This window comes from Paenibacillus aurantius, assembly GCF_032268605.1.
Classification (GTDB): Bacteria; Bacillota; Bacilli; order Paenibacillales; family NBRC-103111; genus Paenibacillus_AO; species Paenibacillus_AO aurantius.
The window spans coordinates 1,252,378-1,271,369 of record NZ_CP130318.1 but is presented as its reverse complement, the minus strand read 5'-3'; the positions used below and the strand labels follow the sequence as shown (position 1 = coordinate 1,271,369).

General features: G+C 58.6%; 19 protein-coding genes. 6 read left to right on the top strand and 13 right to left on the bottom strand.

All coding sequences use genetic code 11. The features are described 5' to 3' along the window. Window positions 1-170: 170 nt before the first annotated feature. On the top strand, window positions 171-1,805 hold the full coding sequence (locus MJA45_RS06215; protein ID WP_315606401.1) for a DUF2515 family protein: 1,635 nt from the start codon (window positions 171-173) through the stop codon (window positions 1,803-1,805). On the opposite strand, the gene MJA45_RS06210 is transcribed toward MJA45_RS06215, so the two are convergent. From MJA45_RS06210 to asnB, 5 genes are all read right to left on the bottom strand, one after another. Further along, window positions 1,792-3,417 (bottom strand): putative polysaccharide biosynthesis protein, encoded by a 1,626-nt coding sequence (locus tag MJA45_RS06210; RefSeq protein ID WP_315607946.1) that lies wholly within the window; start codon window positions 3,415-3,417, stop codon window positions 1,792-1,794. The genes MJA45_RS06215 and MJA45_RS06210 overlap by 14 nt on opposite strands. 201 nt (window positions 3,418-3,618) lie before the next feature. Beyond that, window positions 3,619-4,377 carry a ThuA domain-containing protein gene (locus tag MJA45_RS06205; protein WP_315606400.1) on the bottom strand — a complete coding sequence of 253 codons (759 nt, stop codon included), beginning with the start codon at window positions 4,375-4,377 and terminating at the stop codon, window positions 3,619-3,621. 38 nt (window positions 4,378-4,415) lie between these two features. Beyond that, complete coding sequence (locus MJA45_RS06200) at window positions 4,416-4,895, bottom strand: DUF456 domain-containing protein (protein WP_315606399.1); 480 nt, start codon at window positions 4,893-4,895, stop codon at window positions 4,416-4,418. A 4-nt stretch (window positions 4,896-4,899) separates the two neighbouring features. Further along, window positions 4,900-5,646, bottom strand: coding sequence for a Cof-type HAD-IIB family hydrolase (locus MJA45_RS06195; protein ID WP_315606398.1), 747 nt, complete (start codon window positions 5,644-5,646; stop codon window positions 4,900-4,902). Window positions 5,647-5,771: 125 nt separating this feature from the next. Next, complete coding sequence (gene asnB, locus MJA45_RS06190; protein ID WP_315606397.1) at window positions 5,772-7,646, bottom strand: asparagine synthase (glutamine-hydrolyzing); 1,875 nt, start codon at window positions 7,644-7,646, stop codon at window positions 5,772-5,774. 225 nt (window positions 7,647-7,871) lie between these two features. On the opposite strand from asnB, the gene MJA45_RS06185 reads away from it, so the two are divergent. Beyond that, window positions 7,872-8,723, top strand: a complete 852-nt coding sequence (locus tag MJA45_RS06185) for a sugar phosphate isomerase/epimerase family protein (protein WP_315606396.1) — start codon at window positions 7,872-7,874, stop codon at window positions 8,721-8,723. Between the two features lie 20 nt (window positions 8,724-8,743). Continuing rightward, the gene (locus tag MJA45_RS06180; RefSeq protein ID WP_315606395.1) at window positions 8,744-9,235 is read left to right on the top strand and encodes a DinB family protein; all 492 of its coding nucleotides are present in this window, start codon (window positions 8,744-8,746) and stop codon (window positions 9,233-9,235) included. A 162-nt stretch (window positions 9,236-9,397) separates the two neighbouring features. Here the strand turns inward: MJA45_RS06180 and MJA45_RS06175 are convergent, their stop codons facing one another. From MJA45_RS06175 to MJA45_RS06160, 4 genes are all read right to left on the bottom strand, one after another. Further along, window positions 9,398-11,461, bottom strand: a complete 2,064-nt coding sequence (locus MJA45_RS06175) for a peptidoglycan D,D-transpeptidase FtsI family protein (RefSeq protein WP_315606394.1) — start codon at window positions 11,459-11,461, stop codon at window positions 9,398-9,400. A 20-nt stretch (window positions 11,462-11,481) separates the two neighbouring features. Then, the gene (locus tag MJA45_RS06170; protein WP_315606393.1) at window positions 11,482-12,195 is read right to left on the bottom strand and encodes an HAD-IA family hydrolase; all 714 of its coding nucleotides are present in this window, start codon (window positions 12,193-12,195) and stop codon (window positions 11,482-11,484) included. A gap of 153 nt (window positions 12,196-12,348) precedes the next feature. Beyond that, entirely contained in the window at window positions 12,349-13,497 is a 1,149-nt protein-coding gene (locus MJA45_RS06165) for a transglutaminase domain-containing protein (RefSeq protein WP_315606392.1), read from the bottom strand. Between the two features lie 98 nt (window positions 13,498-13,595). Continuing rightward, complete coding sequence (locus MJA45_RS06160) at window positions 13,596-14,039, bottom strand: hypothetical protein (RefSeq protein WP_315606391.1); 444 nt, start codon at window positions 14,037-14,039, stop codon at window positions 13,596-13,598. Between the two features lie 369 nt (window positions 14,040-14,408). On the opposite strand from MJA45_RS06160, the gene MJA45_RS06155 reads away from it, so the two are divergent. Further along, the gene (locus MJA45_RS06155) at window positions 14,409-15,575 is read left to right on the top strand and encodes an MFS transporter (protein WP_315606390.1); all 1,167 of its coding nucleotides are present in this window, start codon (window positions 14,409-14,411) and stop codon (window positions 15,573-15,575) included. Here MJA45_RS06155 and MJA45_RS06150 read toward each other — a convergent pair. Beyond that, window positions 15,559-15,723 carry a hypothetical protein gene (locus MJA45_RS06150; protein WP_315606389.1) on the bottom strand — a complete coding sequence of 55 codons (165 nt, stop codon included), beginning with the start codon at window positions 15,721-15,723 and terminating at the stop codon, window positions 15,559-15,561. The two genes, MJA45_RS06155 and MJA45_RS06150, sit on opposite strands and share 17 nt — an antisense overlap. On the opposite strand from MJA45_RS06150, the gene MJA45_RS06145 reads away from it, so the two are divergent. Both MJA45_RS06145 and MJA45_RS06140 read left to right on the top strand, forming a co-directional pair. Continuing rightward, the gene (locus MJA45_RS06145) at window positions 15,722-15,814 is read left to right on the top strand and encodes a sporulation protein YjcZ (protein WP_315606388.1); all 93 of its coding nucleotides are present in this window, start codon (window positions 15,722-15,724) and stop codon (window positions 15,812-15,814) included. The genes MJA45_RS06150 and MJA45_RS06145 overlap by 2 nt on opposite strands. 193 nt (window positions 15,815-16,007) lie before the next feature. Next, window positions 16,008-16,439: a DNA primase gene (locus MJA45_RS06140; RefSeq protein ID WP_315606387.1), complete on the top strand. Its 432-nt coding sequence runs from the start codon at window positions 16,008-16,010 to the stop codon at window positions 16,437-16,439. Here MJA45_RS06140 and MJA45_RS06135 read toward each other — a convergent pair. The 3 genes from MJA45_RS06135 to cyoE form a co-directional block, all read right to left on the bottom strand. After that, a complete protein-coding gene (locus tag MJA45_RS06135) occupies window positions 16,359-17,282 on the bottom strand; it encodes an AEC family transporter (RefSeq protein WP_315606386.1) in 924 nt (307 codons plus the stop codon). The two genes, MJA45_RS06140 and MJA45_RS06135, sit on opposite strands and share 81 nt — an antisense overlap. Window positions 17,283-17,288: 6 nt before the next feature. Next, window positions 17,289-17,915 (bottom strand): SCO family protein, encoded by a 627-nt coding sequence (locus tag MJA45_RS06130; RefSeq protein WP_315606385.1) that lies wholly within the window; start codon window positions 17,913-17,915, stop codon window positions 17,289-17,291. Window positions 17,916-18,018: 103 nt separating this feature from the next. Further along, complete coding sequence (gene cyoE / locus MJA45_RS06125; protein WP_315606384.1) at window positions 18,019-18,960, bottom strand: heme o synthase; 942 nt, start codon at window positions 18,958-18,960, stop codon at window positions 18,019-18,021. Between the last annotated feature and the right edge of the window lie 32 nt (window positions 18,961-18,992).

Genomic DNA, 18,992 nt, shown 5'->3' with positions numbered 1-18,992 from the left:
GCCATCTTTGGTTAGTCCCTGTTATAGCATGCCCCGAACGGGAAGTCAACGGCGGGCGGCTTCGCTTCATCGGGAGCCTCCCTCTTGTCATAGGGCAGGCGGCTTTCGCCCACAATAAGCGGGACACGGAAAGAGCGGACGGTAAGCCTATTTGAAGGAGGTCCCCCTACATGCTAAGACCAACCGGAAGAAGCCCGCAAGGGTTCACCGAGCGGATCAAACACGCCGCCGGCGGCTGGCTTCACCTGCTTTACGGGAAAGCCGGCGATTTCCTGCAGTCCCTGCATCTCGTCTCCGGGTCGCGCAAGCTTACCGTATCCGCCGCAGCGCGCAAGAGGCTGCAGGCCCGCCTGGAGCGGGAGCTTTCCTGGGCAGCGGCGGCCGCTGAAGGGACAGCCGCCACCGGGCCGGGAGACCCTCTCCGGGCGTGCCGGACACCGGGGGCCCCGGGGGCTCCCGGGTCGCCCGGCGCTCCAGGCGCTCCCGGTGCGCCGGGCGGGTTCGGGATGCCCGGGGCGGGCGGCTTTCCCGGCGCCGCCGGCGCTCCCGGTGCTCCCGGAAGCGGCGGCTTCCCGGGCTTCCCGGGCTTCCCGGGCTGGCCCGGAGGCGGGCACGGCGCGGCGGGAGCGGGCAGCGGCGGAGGTCCCGGCCCGGCCGATCCGGGAGAGGACGACCCGGGAACGGGCGGTCCCGAGAATCCGGGAAGCCCTGCCCCCGGGTCGTCCCGCCCGCTGACGCCCGAGCAAGCGGAGCGGCTCCTTCGCCGGATCCGCCGGGAGACCGCGGAAGGCAACCGCAGCAATGTGACACGGACGGCGGCCTATTGGACCTTTTACCGGCAGCACCCGGAGCTTCATTGGGCGTTCCTGGCCCATATGGTTTCCCGCAACGGCGGCTGGAACATGACCGACCTGAAGGGGGATTTTCTCCCCCGTCTTATCGGTGGGGCCCAGCGCGAGCGCATTTTTGAGATGCTGGAAGCGGCCAATGCCCTGATCTTCGGGGATGCCTATCCCCAGCTTCTGCTTTACCAGGAGAGCCTTAAACGCGGCACCAACCTTTCCGGTTATCTTCGTGATCTCGGGGTTTCCCTTTTCATGAAGGCGGTATGGGACGACTTCTGGGAAAACCGCGACCCGATCGTGCTGACAATCGGTCTTATTGTAAACGAGCAGAACTACATCCAGGGCCGCGTGGTGGAGGATCCGCATTACCGGAAGCATGTGCTGGAGACCCCCGCTTTTCAAGCCCAGGCTGTTCTTCAGTTGAATCAGGTTCTCTTTCCATACCGCTCCTCCGGGCCCGACGGTGACAGCACCGGAGCGGCCGCTGCTCCCCAGGCGGACGGTCTGGTCGGCCTCATTCTGGAGGACTTCATGGACCTCGACGAGCGCATCTCCTTCGGAACCAAGCTGTATGCGATTCTCTTCGGCCTTGCCGGGGCTGGCGAAGACGTACGCCGGTTTGCCGCCGGCATACCCCATACCGGATCGCGCTCGGACTATTGGCCTCAGGTGTTCGCCCCCCATAGAAAAACCCCTCCGGTCCGGTTCCCGAAGGAAAGGCTGGAGGGGTGCGGGGTGGTAAAGGGCAGCGAGCGGCTGTACAGCCCGGCTCTGGCGGACGCCTGGCCGGACCGTCCGGTTACCGACCCGGCCGTTCACGATTGGTGCGGCGGCACGTCCATGCTGCGCTACTTCCGGAGCATCCAGGCGCCCTTTCCGGTCGAGATCACGCACGAGCAGTGCCTGGCCTTGAAGAAGCTGGAGCTTGCGGCTCTGGCCGGCAAGCTCATCTCCCCATGACCCGGGCGCCCTTCCTGACGAGCTTGCGGATAGGAGCCGGGTAGCTCTCCAGGTCCTCCGCCGTGACCACTTTGGTCAGGGCCAGGAGCACCAGGTACAGCCCGAACATAACGGCGCCGGCGACCGCAGCCTGCAGCAGGTAATCGAGCTTTGCCGGGAACCACCGGATGTACCGGTGTCCCAGCCATTCTACTGCCACTCCAGCCGCGATCATGAGTGCGGCCGTTACCGTTAAGCCGATCCAGCGGCGGGTATCGAAAATGCGGAAGTCGGCCTTCTGCTTCATCGTCCGCAGGTTAAGCCCCATCATGACAATGAAGCACAGGGCGGTCGCCGTGACGATTCCGTAAATGCCGAGGATCGGGGATAGAACGTAGTTCGCGATCAGCTTGACGGCTATGCCGATCACAACATGGCCGACGAGCGGCCTCATGGCGCCCATCCCCATCAGGATGGCTCCCGACGTCTGCATCACAATCTGAAACAGAGCCGTCGCGGTCAAGAGAGCAATGATGCCGTAGCCGTTCTCGTCGGGAAAGAGCAGCCCGTTAATCGGCCGGGCGGCCACCGCAATCATAATGACGGCGGGAAGCCCCGTAAGCAGAGACAGCTGAAGAGCTTTCGCCGCCTGTCCTTTCACCTGGACGAGGTCTTTCTTCGCATACGCCGAGGAAATGATTGGCACGATGGACTGGCTGAGCGCGATAGCCAGAATGATGGGAATTCCGGCGAGCGACTGGGCCCGTCCGGCTAAGATACCAAGCTGGTCGCGCGCTGCATCCCAGCCGAGGCTGCCTTGGAGCAGTGGGATTACTGTACTGGAGTCAATAAAATAAATGAGCGGGACGGCGAGCGAGAAGAGCACGATCGGAATGGAGGTCCGGAACAGGCTCTTGTAGATCCGCTTATAAGGCAAGGCGGCCGCATGCTCCACCTCTTCTTCCGTCGGAACCTGCCCCTCCGCCGCGTCTCTCTTCTTCAGACGCATGGCGTAATACAAGAGCACGGCCACCGCTCCTACGCTTCCCATGACGCCTCCGAAGGAAGCCCCGGCCACGGCCCACACCTGTCCCCAGCCGATGGCCAGGAACAGGTAAGCGAACCCGATCGCCGTAAGGAGGCGCATGACCTGCTCGATGATCTGGGACAGGCCGTTCGGCATCATGTTGCGCCTTCCCTGAAAATATCCCCGCATGATGGCGATCAGCGGAAACAGCAGCAGGGCCGGAGCCAGCGCCTGGATAGCCAGGGCCGCATCCGGATCTCCGCTTCGTTCCGCCTGGAAAGGAGCATAGAAATACAGGAAGACGGTCATGATCACGCCCGCCACCAAGGCGAACTGGATCGCCGCCCGGTAAATCCGGTTGGCTTCCGCAAAGCGGCCGAGCTCCATCCGCTCCGCCACTAGCTTGCTGAGTGCGCTTGGAATTCCCGCTGTCGCAATAGTCAACAGCAGCATGTAAATATTAAAGGCGATGGAATAGGTAGCCATCCCGCTGTCATGAATGAGATAGACTAGCGGTACCCTCTGGACGACCCCGAGTACCCGGGCCACCAGGGCGGCCGCCGCCAGGATGACGGTGCCTTTGATCAATGAGTCCTTCGACAAGATGTATCCCTTCTTTGCTGAGTAATCCGAGGAAACAAGGCCGGCCGGTGCCTGCACGGGTCCCCTATAAAGGAAAGAAAGCCGCAGGCAAGCTGCGGCTTAAGGACTAGTGCCTTATCCGGAAACTTTGTTCGCGAGAAAACCTCCGGATACGCACGAATTAGGAAAGCAGAACAGCACTAACGGATAAGGCACTTTCACCGGTTACCCCTGCGGCTGTTCTTCTCCGTGGTCCTGCTTCGGTTTAATCGGTTCCAGCGGCTCGTTGAAGCCGTAGATCGGCATGGCGCCATGCTTCGGAACGGCCCAGCGGACGGCATTGGAGATGACCCGCAGCACCTGCTCGTTGTAATAGGTCGGGTACGCCTCATGGCCCGGACGGAAGTAGAAAATTTTACCCTGCCCGCGATGATAGGTACAGCCGCTGCGGAATACCTCGCCCCCTTCAAACCAGCTGACGAACACGAGATCGTCCGGCTGCGGGATGTCGAAGTGCTCCCCGTACATTTCCTCTTCCTCCAGCTCGAAGAACAGCCCGATGTTCTCGGCGATCGGATGAGCCGGGTCCACGACCCACAGGCGTTCCTTCTCGCCCGCTTCCCTCCAGCGGAGGTCGCAGGAGGTACCCATGAGGCGCTTAAAGATTTTGGAGAAGTGGCCGGAATGAAGCACAATCAGCCCCATCCCCTGCAGCACACGCTGGTGGACGCGGGCGACAATATCGTCGGTTACCTGGTCATGCCCCTTGTGTCCCCACCAGATCAGCACATCGGTTTCCTTCAGCACTTCCTCGGTCAGTCCATGCTCGAACTGGTCCATGGTAGCCGTACGGACCGTAAAGTCATCGTTCTCGATCCCTTTGGCGATCGCCGTGTGAATGCCTTCCGGATAGATCTTGGCGATATTCTCGTCTTCTCTTTCATGAAGGTATTCGTTCCAGACAGTGACGCGTGTCTTAATCATGGAAATCATCTCCTAATGGAAAAGTGGTTTATGTAAAATTACAGCACCCAGAGGATGAAGAGAAGAATCATAATGAGCTGAAGGATGATTTTGACAATCATGCTCGAGAAGAAGCCGACCAGGGAACCGACTCCCACCTTAAGCGACTTTTGGATGTCTGAGCCTGCGAGCAGCTCTCCCGCCACCGCCCCCGCGAAGGGACCGATGATGAGCCCCGCAAAAGGGATAACGAAAGGGCCTACAATAAGCCCGATCGTACTGCCGACCACGGAGGCGCGGGAGCCTCCGAACTTTTTGACCCCGAGGGCGCTGATGACGTAATCCCCTACGAAAATGGCGGCAAAAATACTCGTCTCGAGCGCCCAGAACCAGAAGCCGAACGGTTGGAAGCTCACCATGAAGCCATAGACGAAGAACGCTGCGTAGACCGCCACCACACTCGGCAAAATCGGGTAAACCGTTCCGATCATCCCGATGACGAACAAAGCGATAACCAGAATCCAAGCAGCCCATTCCATCGTGCTACACCTGCTCTCCGAAAATGTATTCGCGGATAATGCGCGCTACCCCGTGCTCGTCATTCATGACGGTCACCACATCGGCTGCCAGCTTCACTTCCTCCTGCGCGTTGCCCATGGCCACTCCGAGCCCGGCGGATTTGATCATGGTGAGGTCGTTCTGGCTGTCCCCCATCGCAATGACCTCCTCCATCTTGATGCCGAGCAGGTTGCATACTTCCATGATACCGCTGGCCTTGCTGATCCCCCGCGGGTTGATCTCGAGGTTATCCGGATGGGAGTTCGTAATCTCGAACAGAGCCATGTCCTCCAGCTCTCCCCGGATCTTCTGCAGCACTTCCTTGTCTTCGGTAAAAAAGCCGAATTTGAGCCAGGTTTTAGAGGTGTAATCGTCGGTCCATTTGTCTTTGTTGTAAAGCCCTTCCACGGCATAAGCCCAATACCAGGTATCGTTCTCGACGGCCATGGCATACAGCCGGTCCATCCATTCCTGCTTCATGATATGACGCTGAAGCAGGTCGCCGGGCGCCCGGTACACCTCGCTTCCGTTCACCGACACCATCGGGGATTCTAGCTTTAATTCTTCGACGTAGGGCTGAATCGTCTGAACCCCGCGTCCGGTGGCGAACATGACGGTCACGCCGGCCTCGATCGCCTTGTAAATCCATTCGCTGTTCTCGGGAGATATCTTCTTCTCCTCGGTCAGCAGGGTTCCATCCATGTCGAGTGCAAGCAGTTTATACGGTCCCATCTCTATTCCTCCGTTTGGTCTAATGCTTATCTATTGGGTTAATCGGCAAGACCGGTTTACCCGCCGGGCTCCGACGGCTTCCGTCCTAAGAAAAGCTTACGCCGGCCAAGCTCCCCGGAATAGCCTTAGACCGCGGCAAAAGCACGGCTCGGCATCTCCTGCATGTAGGTGGCATGCCACAAGGCGAACACGTAGATAACCCAGATGCGGCGGGCGTAATCCCCTTCGCCGTTCCGGTGCTTCGTCACCATGTTCTCCACGGCCGTCAGGTTCACGTAATCGCCGATGCCCCCCGCTTGAATCTGCTCGAGAATAAGGCCGCCCTGAGGACCCTTCAGCCAGTCGCGAAGCGGCACCGGGAAGCCGAGCTTCGGCCGGTTCAGGATCGGATCCGGAATGATTCCTTCCATCGCCTTACGGAAGATGTACTTCGTCGTCCCTTCGGCCAGCCGGTATTCCATCGGAATGCGGCGGGTCAGCTCGAACAGCTCTTTGTCCAGGAACGGCACGCGCAGCTCAAGGGAATGAGCCATCGTCATCTTGTCGGCCTTCATCAGAATGTCGCCCGGCATCCACAGGTTCATGTCAATGTACTGCATGCGGGTGACCGGATCCTGATGCCGGGTCTTCGAATAATACTCGGACGCAATCTGAATCGGATTCCGGTAGTTGCTGAGCAGCTCCCGGCCGGAGTTCAGAATCCCCGCCTTCATGTCTTCGCTGAAAATTTTCGCGTTCCCAAGGAAGCGCTCTTCAAGCGGAGTCGACGCCCGCAGGAGGTAGTTCCGGCCCTTGACACTTGACGGAAGGGCGGACGCGGCGCCGTGCAGCATCCGCTTGAGCGGAAGCGGCAGCCACTCGAGCGGCTTCAGGGACAGCGGCTCGCGGTAGATGCGATAGCCGCCGAACAGCTCGTCCGCCCCTTCGCCCGAAAGGACCACGGTCACATGCTCGCGTGCCAGCTGGGCCACGTGGTACAGGGCGATGGCCGACGGGTCGGCCACCGGCTCGTCCTGGTGCCAGATGGCCTTCGGCAGGACGTCGAAAAAGTCCTTTTGGGAGATCATTTTGGCATAGTGCTCGGTTCCGAGGGCCTTGGCCGTCTCGCTCGCTATGGTCGTTTCGTTGTTAGGTCCTTCGAAGCCGACCGAGAAGGTGCGCAGAGGCTCGATCCGCTTGATATGGGCCGCAATGGCCGTCGAGTCGATGCCGCTCGAAAGGAAGCAGCCCCGTTCCACGTCGCTAACGAGGTGATGAACGACGGAATCCTGCAGCTTCGCGCGAATTTCCTCGACGTATTCGCCGAAGGGGCGCTGAACGGGCTCGAACATCGGGTCCCAGTAGCGGTGCAGCGACATTTTGCCGTCCGCGGTCAATTTGATGTAGTGGGCCGGGGGAAGCTTCTGGATGCCCTCGAACATGGTGTCCGGCTCCGGGACGTATTGGAACGTCAGGTAGTTCATCAGGCTCTCGGTGCGCACCGCGCGATCGACAACCCCCGCCGCCAATAGACTCTTGATTTCGGAGCCGAAGGCGAACCCGTCCGGGTTATAGTGATAGTAGAAAGGCTTGATGCCAAAATGGTCACGCGCGCCCAGCAGCTGCCGCTTGTTCCGGTCCCAGATCACGAACCCGAACATGCCGCGGAGCATCTTGACGCACTCGTCCCCGTACTCCTCGTACAGATGGACGATGACCTCGGTGTCCGAATGGGTACGGAACACATGGCCCTTGTCCTGCAGAATGCGGCGAAGCTCCTTGTAGTTGTAAATCTCTCCGTTGAATACGATCCATACGGTTTCATCCTCGTTGCAGAGCGGTTGATGGCCCTCGGCCAGGTCGATAATCGACAGCCGGCGGAAGCCCAGTCCGATCCCCCGCTCGCTCCAGAAGCCGGAATCGTCCGGTCCCCGGTGGGTGATAATGTCCGTCATGCTCTTCAGAACTTCCTGCGCAGGCTCTCTTCCGTCAAAATGCATCAATCCAGCTATTCCGCACATCCGGTTCCACTCTCCAAACGTTATGATCTATGTAGTCCTGCCGGTGACAGGGTACGCTTCCAGCCGGGACAAACGGTCTTATTTACGATAAATAAGTATATCACAGATTAGGGGGAGGAACGAAATCAAAGGCAAATTCCTCTAACTGAACCCATTTCCTCTTTTCGAACCGGACAAAAAACGATACAGTTAAAGGGATTTGGACCCCTTAAGGAGGAGATTGCATTGATCAAAGGCATATCGACAGCAGGCATCGGCGGCTTTGCCTCTCTGGAGGACTACATAAAGAAGGCGTCCCAATACGGCTTCGGCGCCGTGGATACGAACAACGTCGGGGAACTCCGCAAGTTTATCGGGGAGAGAGGGCTCGAAGGAGCCCTGGCGTTCCTGCAGGAGCACAACGTGAGGATCGGCTCCATTGGTCTTCCTGTGGAATGGCGCCAGGACGAGGCGCGCTTCCGCTCGGACCTGACCAAGCTGGCCGCGGACGCGGAAGCAGCCGCCCAGCTCGGCTGTACGGCGTGCTGCACGTATGTGCTGCCTTCTACGGACCATGACGCCGTCCGGTTCATGGCGGTGGCCACCCGCCGGCTGCGCCAGGTCGCTCAGGTGCTGGGTGTTTACGGGCTCCGCCTGGGGCTGGAGCATGTCGGGCCTCATCACCTTCGCACCGCTTGGAAGAATCCTTTTATCTGGGATCAGGACAGCTTCCTCGACTGGTTCGAGGCGATCGGCGAGAAGAATGTCGGCTTCCTGTATGACGCCTACCATTGGTACACCTCGGAAGCCAATGTCGAAGATATCCGCCGGCTGAAGCCGGAGCAGATCGTGCATGTGCACCTGAACGACGCCAAGCCCGTTCCGGTTGCCGATGCTCTGGATAACGACAGGCTGTATCCGGGCGAAGGAGTCATTGACCTGGCCGCCTTCCTCCGCACCTTGAAGGAAATCGGCTACAAGGGCGTGGTGGCCCAGGAGATCCTGACGAAGGAGAAGCCGGAAGGCTCCCAGGATGACCTTCTGCGCCGCTCTGCGGATGGCTTTGCGAAGGTTTACCAAGCGGCCGGCTTGGAATAGGCGATAAGGAGCTGTCCGCTATGCGCATTATGGAAAATGATATCGCACCCTTTGAAGCCGGAATCCCCTGGCTCAATTCCTTGCGTGCGATGGACGAAAGCTTCTTCTTCGCTCCGATCGCGGAAGGAAAATGGTCTCCCGCTCAAATCGTGAGCCACCTCACCGCCTGGGACCGGGTGCTCAGCCGGCAGATTCTGCCCCAGGTTAAAGATGGAGCCGAGGTGGAATCGCGGGATTACCGGGATTGGCAGACCGTTAATGAGGCGGCTGCCATCTACGCCCTTGAGGGAATATCCGCGGCGGGGCTTTTGGACGAGGCCGTCGAAGCGCGCCGGGAGCTCGTCCGAGCTATACGGGAATGCGATGCGCCTCCCGAGGCCCGGTTCCGAATCGCCCATGGGACCGAAGGCTTCATGGAAGAAACCTTTTCGGGTCTGCTGCTCGACTTCACGCGGCACGACCGGCATCATCGGCAGCAGGTTGATGAGGTTTGGAAAGTAGAGAAGCCCTAACACCGGCTGAACCTTAACGATACGGAGTAACCGCCAAAGCCCCGAGTTCTCAACGAGACTCGGGGCTTTATTTGTTCCTTCCGCACCATAAAGAAAGCCAAACCCCTTGAAGGCGGCTTGGCTTGGATGTGTAATGCCCATACGTTACGTCTGACTTCCCGTTTAAGGAAGCAAAGGCTTAGGCGGGTTGGCCGGAGGCCCTTTCGGTCCCGCCGCGTCGAGCCCGATGTACTGGTCGTAGGCATCGAAGATGTGCCGGGCGATGGGCGCCGCGCCGTAACGGCCGAAGCCTCCGTCGGGTACGACCACCGCGACCGCCAGCTTGGGGTTGTCGGCAGGCGCGTAGCCGATGAACACGGCGTTGTCGATCTTGCCGCGGCCGCCGATCTCCTGCTGGGAGGTACCGGTTTTACGGGCAAGCGCATAAGGGAAGTCTTCGAAGCCTTCGACGCCGCTCTTCATCCCGTCCCTCAGCACGTTCCAGTAAGTATTGGAGAACTTCTCCTCGTTCAGCAGCTGCGGCTGGAAGCTCTGAATGACCTGGCCGTCGTACGTCTTGATTTCATTGACGAACTGCGGTTTGTAGCGCTTGCCGTGGTTCGCCAGCATAGAGGCGTACTGCGCAAGCTGAAGCACCGTGTAGCGGGCCTGCTGCCCGAACGAGCCTTGAATCAGGGAGTTCTGCACACTGGAGACCTTTCGGTTCGTATATTCCAGCGTTCCCGCGTATTCCCCGGGCAACCCGCTTTCGGTCGACACACCCAGGCCGAATTCCTTCATGTAGGTGTCCCATACGCTGATGGCCTTCTCTCCCCCGTTGTACTTGTTGTACAGCCGGGCGCCGACCATCGCCGCCATGAAGGTGTTGGAGGATTTCTCAATGGCTTTGGCCGCATTGATGGATCCGTTTCCGACCCCATCCGAGTTCGGGATTTTGGCGTTGTTGTCTTTTCCGTACAGATAGACCCCCGTATCATAATACTGTTCCCATGGGGTGAACAACCCTTCGTTCAAACCGAGCAGAACCGACAGCGGCTTGATCGTCGACCCGAGAGGCACGACGGAGGAAGGATGCTTGGCCCGTTCCTTGTCATCCAGAATATTAGGGAGCTGGTCCCGAATCGTCCCATTTGATTGTAGGTATTTGATTTTGGTCCAGACATCTTCCGCAATCTTCGCGTTCGCATACACCATCGGGTCGTAATCCGGCATGCTCGCCATGGAAATGACCTTGCCCGTATCCACCTCCATCGCGACCGCGTAACCGGATATGGCTCCTTTTCCCCTGGAGAAGAAGGAATCGTTGGCATGCTGAAGGAAGGAAATATGATCCGTAATGGCCTTCTCCGTGGCCAATTGAACATCCTTGTTAATGGTGAGAAACAGATTCTTTCCCTTCTCGGGAGGCGTAATCTCCACCTGGCCGACGATCTGGTTCAAGGAGTTGACCGGATAATTTTTACTCCCGTTCTTGCCCCGGAGGACGTCTTCATACATCAGCTCCAGGCCGTCGGTTCCGACAAACTCATCCTGCAGGTAATCGTCCTGCTTCTCGCGGTAGTTGTTATACAGGGTGCTCTTCGTCGTGACGACGCCCTTGAAGGGACGCAGGTAGCCGATGAGCTGAACCGCCACACTGTCCTGATCGTAAACCCGGGTGCTTTCTTCGCTCGTTTCCACGCCCGGCAGCTCGTCCTGGTGCTCCGCAATATATGCGATTTCCTTACGGTTCAGGCCCGACTTGATCCTCCGCGGCTGGTAGTTGTAGAGCTTGGCCCCGCTTTTGCGCTTCGTCCCATCCAGGTTATAACCCGTATCCATCAAGTCGAAGATTTCTTCTACGGTCAGCGGATCGGCGGTCTTGTCCCCGTAATTCTTGAAAATCTCCTCCAGCTTGTGCGCGATTTCAATCTGCTGCTCCACATCCTGTCCCGGGGTAATCTGGTAGAAGAGGGACTGGGTGGAGGTCGTCCAGGCAATCGGCTTGCTCCCGGAATCATAAATATTGCCGCGGATCGGCGGGATCGTGACATCCTTGCGCGTCTGCTTGATCTGCTTGGCGTTAAGAGCCGGCCCCTCAATAAACTGGAGGTAGGCAAGACGAACAATCAGAACGGAGAACAGCACGAACGTGGCAAAGAAAAACATATTGATGCGTATGGAAAAATGGCGGCGCATCCGGCCTTCCTTCTTCTGCGCCTCGTCCATGTTATCGGTATGTTTCATGAGGCCCTTCCTTTCTTTCCCTAAAGCAATTCCAGAAGAGAGCGGATTCCCTCCCCTTCCATATAATCGTACCGTTTGATCTTGACCGCGTCAATTCCGACCTGGGCGGGTGCCCACAGATCGTTGTGCTCATGGTCTCCTATATACAGAACGTCCTTGGCTTCGAGACCGGCCTCCTCCAGCGCGAGACGGAAGATAGAAGGATTGGGCTTCTCGATTCCCACTTCCGTCGACACGATGACCGGGTCAAAGTACGACAGAATGCCCTTTGCCTCCAGAATATGCCGAAGTGTCGGAGCAAAATTGGAAATGACCCCGAGCCGGAGCCCCCGCTTGGAGAAGGCCTCCAGGCTCTCCTCCACATCCTCGAACAGCTGATATTGCTCAGGAGCCGTAAACACATCGTACATCTCGTGGCAGCAGGCGTGAATTTCATCCTCCGTCCATTCCTCCTCGGCTCCAAGCCGGTCCAGAATGAACCGGTACAGCTGGATCCAAAACTGCCGGTCGGATTCCGGCGAGCAAACCTCGTCCGGATTGAGCTGCTTGCCGTAATAGAACAGCTGAAACGCCTCGTGAAAAAGCCCCCCGATCTCGTCCTCCTCCCGGTGGAAAGAACGCTGGGCGAGAAATTGCCTCATGATCAGACGGGCGGCGGGAATCGTCATCAGCGTATCCCCCACATCGAAGAACACCGCCTTGTAGGCCGTAAGCGGCTTTGGAGCAGAGCCCATGGCGCACGCTTCCTTTCTCTTTTGGGATAACCGCTTCCTTGCCGCATCCGGCGGAGGAGAGGTAGAAAGAGAGCCCCGCTTCTTCCTTAAGGAAAAAGAAGGACTCCCGAAAAACGTTCAGGCATGGCCAGACAAGCTCAGAGAAACGGCCTGCTACACCTGACGGATGTGCGTTTCGTCAAAGTTGGCCGGGTTGAACCAATTGAGGCCGCTCGATACCCAGGTGGAATCGAGGGGAACCCAGCCTTGCGCCAGCTTAACCTCGTTCCACGCATGAGGGCCGTAACCGCCCTTTCCGTCGTAGCCGAGCCCGGTCACGACCTTGCTCTCCAGGCCGACGGACTTCGCCATGACCGAATAGAGACGGGAATAATCGATGCAGACGCCCTTGCGCGTTTCGAACGTGTCCTCCGGGGTCTGCTCCTTCCAGATTCCCTTCTGCTCATACAGGTCGACTTTGCCGTAATCGTACTGCACCCGGGTTCCGATCCACTGGTAGAGGGCTCTCGCCTTCTCCTCATCCGTCTTCGCCTTGGCCGTCACCTCTTGGGCCGCCTCTGCGATATTATCCGGAATGTTGGCATCGACCACCTCGTACTTGCGCTGAAGGATCTTGTTGAACTCGGATTCCATCGAACGGGTCAGCACCGGAAGCTGCTCGGAAATCCACTTGCCGGTCACCGGCTTGATCACGGCGGTAGCTCCCGCCTGGTACAGGCCGGATTTCTGGATGTACTGCGCGGCTCCGCTCTGAGGGAAGAGGGACGTGACCACGAAGAGACACGCAATCACCAAGAGCGCCCTACCGATTCCGGCCACGGACCCAAGGATCGCTCCCGATAAGCTGCTGAGAAAGCCGCGGACGCCGCCTTCCGACCGGCCCTGACCGGTTGCCACGCCCATGCCCTCATGAACAAGGAGGTAAAGGATGCGGCTCGCGATCAGCTTGACGACCGAGTAAACGATCAGGAAGAGAATCGCCGACCGCATCAGGGAGAAATCCCGAAGCCCGGTCACGAATGTATAGTAAAGCTGGCTCAGGGCATCCAGTTCCCGGTTCGGAACCTCAATGCCTTTGGCCGTCAGCCACGCCTGCACCTGCGGGGACAGCCACCCCGTAAGCTTCCAGGCCAACAGGATGCCGAGCACGGTGGCGGCCAGCTCCCCAGCCGCGTAAACCAGCTGGCGTGCCGAGCCGGCCGCCCCCCTGCGGGCGCCTTGGATAACGGAAGCCGCTACCACAAGCACGATAGCGGCCGACAACAAATTAACGGGAGGAATCGCCTTAAGCCATTCCGCCATAAAGCCTCACCTCTTATGCAGGGCACGCTGAGCCATACGGAGTTCGGCATGCCCTATAATACGCCATGATGCCGGAGGATAGTCTTTCCTTCCGGTTTTTATTGATTTTGCTTGGCGGTGTCGATAAATTTCTGCACGGTCTCGTCTATTTTCAGGGTAAAGGTCTGGTTCATGACCGTCACCTTCGCTTCATTCGACCCCGGGGTGCCTTCGAGCTTGACGTTCTTGCTCGCGACGGTATAGCTTCCGTCCGGGTTCTTCGTGTACTTGGCTTCCTTCGCCTCGTTGATGATCAGGTTAAGGGCCTGGTTCTTCACCGATTCGGTTACGGCCGCCGCCGCTGAGCCGTTCACTACCGATTCGCCCAGTCCCGTCAGCTGGTCCTTGTAGGTGGACCCGTAATAAAGCACGACGCCGATCACGGCGAGGACGATCACCCATTTCAGCACCGTTTTGACCAGCTTGATCACGAGAACCAGCACGAGGAAGGCGATGATCAGCACGAGCCATTTTTCCTGCAAAAAAGCGGTCCATTGTTCCACAATCCATACCCCCATTTTCTTATCGCCTTGTTCTGACGGGACAGGTTATCTTGGCCGCGGGCCAGCGCCTTATCGGGTCACTTGGCACTGGACGTCCTGTTATCTGTTTACCCAAGCCGGCGCTCTGTTCATACTCTCTTACACGGAAGCAGAATCCACTTCAGGCTAAACGAGAACCGTGCGGCTCCCGCCCGCTTCCCTCTATCATACTACAGGTGCGGAGGCGTCTTCATCCCTTTTTCGCGGGGCTCCCCTTTTGGTGTGCCCTTTCCCCACCCTAGGGAACTTGTTCGGCCGGATCAGGTCTAGCCCGGGGACAAGTCGCGTAAACGTAAGGAGAAGACTAAAGAGACAGGCAGGTGTTTTCCGGTGAAAACCGCGGTTTGGCTTTATTTGTTCATGTTCGTCGCCATTTTCGACTTGCATGCCCAGTACCCGATCCTGTCGCCGTTCGCCATTTCCCTCGGGGCGACTCCGTCCTTCATCGGGCTCATTCTCGGCGTGTACTCCATCACCCACCTGCCCGGCAACCTGCTGGCCGGCGTCGGCGTTGACCGGTACGGAAGCAAGACGTTCATCGTGGTCTCCCTTATCGCCGCCGGTATAGCGCTGCTGTACCAATCGCAGGTCACCGACCCGTGGCATCTGCTCATCATCCGCTCCATCAGCGGCTTCGTGCTCGCCTTCCTATCGCCCGCCTGCCTGGCCCTCCTCGCCAAAATCGCGAAGGACCGCATCCAGCAGGGCAAGCTGATGGCTGGCAACGGGCTCGTGCACACGCTTGCCTCCGTCGTATCCCCCGCAGCGGGTGCCTACCTCGTGGCGAAGCTAGGCTTCTCCACGTCCTTCACACTGCTCGGCTGGGGCCTCATCCTGACCGGTCTATTGGCCATCCTCGGCGTGCGGGAAGCGCCCGCCGCCGATGCGCCTGCGGCTCATGCGGACCGGCTGCACCTGCCGCAGGCGGCCATCAGCAGCACCAAGGAGAGCGCCCCGGCCGACGGCCCGATTCCGTGGCTGTTCTTCGGCATTCCGCTCGCCATCTCCTGCTCCCAGGGCATTCTCTTCTTCGAGCTGCCGCTCATGAAGGCCGCCCAGAGCTCCATCATGAGCTCGGGGCTTCTCTTCTCCATGGTGAGCCTGGGAGCCCTGTTCACGCTCAGCCTGCTCTTCCTGAGCCGGATTTCGGCGTTCCTCCGCACCTTGGGCGGAAGCCTCGCCCTCGCCCTCATCTTCTTCGGTATGTCCGTCCAATGGGGCGTCCCTCTCTTCGCCTCCCTCTTCCTGATCGGAATGGCGAAGGGCGTCATCTTCCCGGCCATCGCCACCCTGCTCGCGGGCATAACCCCCGACCGGAAATACGGCCGGGTCTTCGCCCTGCTGTCGGTCGCGTTCTCCGTCGGGGCGTTCCTCGGCCCGGTGCTCGCCGGTCAGCTTCGGCTGCAGCTCTCGCCTTATTTCATCGCGTTTCTCGCGCTGATGCTGGGGCTTACCCTGCTGCCGCTTGGAAGGCTCCGCCTCATCGCCGCTCCCTGACGGTCCGGCGCCGGAAGAGACCGGACGGGCTGCTTTCGAGCCCGAGGGCTTTTTCGCCGGAAGAATGGGTATCCGCACAGACCATCTGCCCTCCTCCGCCATACCCTATGGTATAGACCTGAGGGTCAAGAAAGGGGGACGCACCCATGTCAGCATGCGGAGGATTCGGCACTTCGATCGCCTTCATTCTGGTCCTGTATATCCTGCTCGTTATCGTGGTTGGAGGAGTTTTCATCTAAGCGGATTTCCCGCTTGTGATCGGCAGACTCTCCTGTCACCCAGACCGCCGGACTCGTTCCGCGGTCTTTTTTTATGGGATGGACTAGGTACTACGATCAGAAGGGCCTAGCCGTTTCATCCCTATTCCGCGGGGACAACCGGCCGGTTTTGGGGTATGGTATTACTAACACCGGAGCTGCGGGAGGACAAGCCATGGAAATCGCCATCATCGTGGAAGGGAAGAACGATAGAAGCCGGCTGAGGAGAGTCATCTGCGACGAAGCCCTCATCGTCATGACGGGGGGAACACCCGGAACGGAGCAGCTCGTCCGGCTGCGCAAGCAAATCGGCGGCCTGCCGGTCTACATCTTCACCGACAACGACGCCTCGGGCAAAAAAATACGCGCCATTCTCTCCGACGCCTTTCCGGACGCCGAACAGATCTACACGCGACGAGGGTATGCGGGGGTGGAAGGCACCCCCGAGGAGTATTTGATTCAGCAGCTGGAGAAGGCGGGACTTGAGGATCTGATTATCTACCCTCCCCTGATCGGGGAGGCGGAACTACGCTATGAACTGCAGAAGGTAGATCACAAACGACACCGTAAAGATGCTGAACACGGTCGAGGCAAAAACAGCCTGTGAAGCGAATTCCGGCTCGTTGTCGAATTCGACGGCGAGAAGGACGCTGCTAAGCGACGTAGGCACGGAGCAGGAAAGCACCAGCGCCTGGGCCATCGGCCCCGTGAAGCCGAACAGGAGCACCACCAGAAAGCCGAGCGCCGGCCCCGCCGCCAGCCGCAGGAAGTTCGAGAGGAACACATCCGTCAGATTCAGCTGCCACTTCATGCTGCCCAGCTGAACCCCGAGGGTGACGAGAGCGGTTGCAATAAAGGCGCCGGCGACATAGTTGATCGGCGTGTACACAGGCTGCGGAATGGGCACATGAAGCCCCCGCATCAAGAAAGCAGTCGGAATGACATAGATGACCGGCATCGAGGCGATTGTCCGCAGGGTGGCCTTCAGCTCGTTTTTGTGGGCGTTTACACTATAGACGCCGTACGTATTCGGCAGCAGGCTCTGCATCATCATGATGATGATCTGGATGGACTGGGTGAACGGATCTCCCGCGAACACCAGCTGGTTAAGCGGAATGGCGTAATTGGCGCTGTTGTAGAAAAGCACGCTGTTGCGCATGGCGCTCTTCATCCCTTTGGTGTATCGTTTGACCCGGATAACCAACTCGACGAGGCCGTATTGAAGAATCATGAAGACGGCGAAATACATAAGCACCTGCCCCAGGATGGCGAGCGAGATAGCGGATTCATAAAGCATCTTGAACATGATGGCCGGCGAGAACAGATAGAAGTTCAGCTTCGAAAGCGTCTTGATGTCCAAGTGAAACGCCCTCTGCAGGAGGGCGCCCAAGGCAATGAGAATGGAGATCGGGATGACGTTGCTGAGCAGAATATGCGTAAAATATACCATGAGGCCCTACTCTTTGCTCAGGAAGAGGATGTCTTCCACGATCTGGTCGGCGCTCAGATCCAGGTCGCTGCCGCCGTAATAATGACGCTTGATGCCTTTCTTATCGACGATGAAAATGGCATTCGTGTGGGTAAGCGAGCCGTCCTTCCCTTCAATCACCGACACTCCGTACTGCTTCGCCAAATCCCGGGTCTCCTGTTTCCCTCCCCGCAAAAACTGCCAGCCGGCCGGGTCCGCCTTGAAGGTTTGAGAGAATTCCTTGAGCCGTTCCGGCGTATCCCGGTCGGGGTCGAAGGACACGGAGAGGATCTCGGCCTTGTTTCCGAAAGACTTCTTCTCCTTCAGCTTCTCCTGCACCTGAGAAAGAACGTAAGTGGTTGGCGAGCAAACATCAGGACAAGTCGACCAGAAGAAATAGACCAGGCGCACCTTTCCGTCGTAGTCGCTGAGTCCTGTGCTTTGGCCCTGAAGGTTGGTAAGCTTGAAATCCGTGGCCGGACCCATCGGGGTGTGCGGGAACTCCTTCTTCATTACCGTCTTGTAGCCGATGGCCGCGGCCAGCGCCAGCACGACGACCACGGCTGCGATTTTGAACCAGTGCTTGGACAGGGTGTTCATCTTTTCGGTACCCACCTTTGTATAATATATACTGGTAATCGGGGCTCCCGGGGCATCGGGACCCGTTTTCCATGCCTATCCGACAAAACGGCCACCCCCGGATGGGATGGCCGTTAGTTTATTTCAGGGCGACCGTATCGATGACCATGATGATGAACAGAAGCGTCAAGTAGTTGATCGAGAAAAGGAAGGTCTTCTTCGCCCATTGGGTCTCGTCCTTGGCTTTAAAGCCCTGAACGCACAGATACAGCCAGATCAGGCCAAGAATCGGGCCGGCAAACAGGAAGATCTCCCCTACATACCCGTACGTATAGAGGAGCACGGGAAGCGGAACGAGCGGGACGACATAACGCAGCATGCTGAGCTTGGTCTGGAACGTTCCCTTCACCACGGGGAGCATCTGGTAGCCGGCCGCTTTGTAATCCTCCAAGCGCCGGATGCCCAGCGCCCAGAAATGAGGAGGCTGCCAGAGGAAGAGGATGGCGAACAAAACCGCCGCCCCCATGTCGATCGTTTCCGTTACGGCGACGTAGCCGATAACCGGAGGCACGGCACCGGAGATCGCCCCCACCACGGTATTCCAAACCGAGGTCCGCTTCAGCCAAGCCGTATAGATCCATACATAGACGAACAATCCGAACAATCCGAGCAGGGCGGCCAGAGGGTTGACCAGAAGGCCGAGAACGCTCGTCCCGATAACGCCCAGGGTGATTCCATACCCGAGCACGACATTCGGCGAAAGCTTCCCGGTCGGCAGGGCGCGCTTGCGGGTCCGTTCCATCTTACCGTCAAGGTCCCGGTCGAGGTAATTATTGAGTACGCACCCGGAGGCCATAACCAGAGCGGTTCCGAGAAGCGTGAGCACCATCAGGCCCCAATTGATTTCCCACTTGGAAGCGATCCAGAAGCCTCCGAACGCCGTAATCAGATTGGAGAAAATGATCCCCGGTTTGGTCAAATGGTAAAAATCCTTCCACGTTACAGGCCCTGCTGCGGCCTCCGCCTGCTCTTCCGTGGAACTCATCTCCATCGTATCGCTGTAGTGCAATTGTTTATCCAACGTAGTACCTCCTTGCTTTATCTTGCAGCCGT